The organism is Xenorhabdus mauleonii, from assembly GCF_900113945.1.
Classification (GTDB): Bacteria; Pseudomonadota; Gammaproteobacteria; order Enterobacterales; family Enterobacteriaceae; genus Xenorhabdus; species Xenorhabdus mauleonii.
This window is the reverse complement of the sequence record NZ_FORG01000087.1, coordinates 1-1,662: the sequence shown is the minus strand read 5'-3', so window position 1 is coordinate 1,662 and position 1,662 is coordinate 1. Positions and strand designations below refer to the sequence as shown.

At 54.8% G+C, this 1,662-nt stretch carries 1 protein-coding gene and 1 pseudogene; both read right to left on the bottom strand.

Annotated elements, in window-relative coordinates:
- Window positions 1–169 precede the first annotated feature (169 nt).
- A complete protein-coding gene (locus BM100_RS22340) occupies window positions 170–751 on the bottom strand; it encodes a DUF2857 domain-containing protein (protein WP_092514997.1) in 582 nt (193 codons plus the stop codon).
- Window positions 752–831: 80 nt separating this feature from the next.
- Window positions 832–1,662, bottom strand: a pseudogene (locus tag BM100_RS22335) (ParB family protein); the annotation flags it as partial.

The window sequence follows — 1,662 nt, the reverse complement described above, 5'->3', positions numbered from 1 at the left end:
TACCCGGTGCCTTTTTCCTTCAGCCGGACGTAATTACGCTGACCCCGCCGATAACACAGCACCTGATATTGCGCCTTACGCCGAAAAGACAGCGGGGCCGTCAGCGGCGCATGCAGGCCGGGCATGATTTCCGTTAATTTTCCTGACATCGTTTCCTGTATGATCCGTTTTAGGCCTGTTTTTTCGCGCAGGCCATTCCTGATGCCTCTTCCTGTTGCCACTCTTTGACCGCATTCCAGACCGAGGTCAGCGAAATATCGTGATGCTCTGCCACATCCATCATGATATCCAGCCCTTCGGCGCTGTCCGCATCCCTGAGTTTTGCCGCCTGCCAGCGTTGCCACAGGTCACTGTTTTCTTCTTCCGTCAGCACCGACACCCGCCCTGACTTCACGGCAATCCCGGCAATACGCCGACGCGCTGCCACTTCCAGACTGGACAGGCCAAAAAAATAGTGCATCAGATCAATCGAACCACTGAGCTCCAGTGCCCGGTCAATGCGCTGCATCCGCTGCTGCTCGATACGCGCCTGATGTAAAATGCGGGCCAGATTGGCGTGATGAATCTGCACACTCAGCACCGAGACCGGGCTGTTACCCAGGTAATGCAAATCCTCAATCGTCAGACTCTGTAACATCAGCATCTCCGAGGGGGCCAGCCCCAGTGCTTCGCAACGGCGGATATAGCCGTTCTTCAAATCCATCACCAATTGCAACAGCAGGCTGTTGGTCGCTTGCGATAAATGATTCATACACTTCCTCCATCATCAGGCCAGTCAAAACACAATGAATGAACAACACACTGAAAAGCAGGCACCCCGGACTGGTATCGCTACATCGTCAACGTCTCCGGTGCCATATCTCGCTGAAGTTCACGCAGGCGGCGGATAATCCGCAGCAGCCGCAAAAACTTCACGGTCTGACTGTCATCCAGTAAGGGCATTGCCTCCCGTTCAGCAGTCCCGAGCAGAACGGCAGTCAGCGTCAGTTCATGACGGTCAGTAGAAATCTCCCCGGTCAGAGAGTGCAATAAACAGGAAAAAGGATGCACATCCGGCCTGTCAGTCAGACAAAACCCCGCCGACCGCGCATCCGATACCGCCTGCAAATCGCGGTCACAGCCCATCACTTCAGCCAGTTCAAACGCCAGGCGAAATGCCATATTTTGCAGATGTTCGATATCGTCCTGCATCGGGGTGATGTGCCAGACGGAACTGACCGGCTCCAGCCCGGTCTGGGCAAAATGAAGATCGTCAGCTTCAGATGCAGACAGTTCCGATTCAGATGAACTTTCCGGCTGATAAGGCGGGATCACCGGATTTTTTCGGGAAGATGGGGCAGGCGCGAGGGCCTTATCGACCGGAGCGCATGGTGTCTTTGATGCCTGTACCGTATCAGTGGCGGGTTGAGCAATGATGCGCGAGTTCGATTCCGCGTCTGACGCTCGGTTCTGATCCCCTTGATTCATCTCAGGCGCTGCCGTTGCGGGCTGTTCCGGTACAGGGTCAGAATCAAACGTGGCGGCCTGTTCACCAAAAAGCTGGCGACGGTTATTTTCCTTCGGATCAAGTTCCAGTATCCAGCGGTCATAATTCAGCTGCGGATGCGGCAGAGCCTGCAATAAATCCCCAATCAGTTCATCAAGGAACATCTCCGGTGCCCA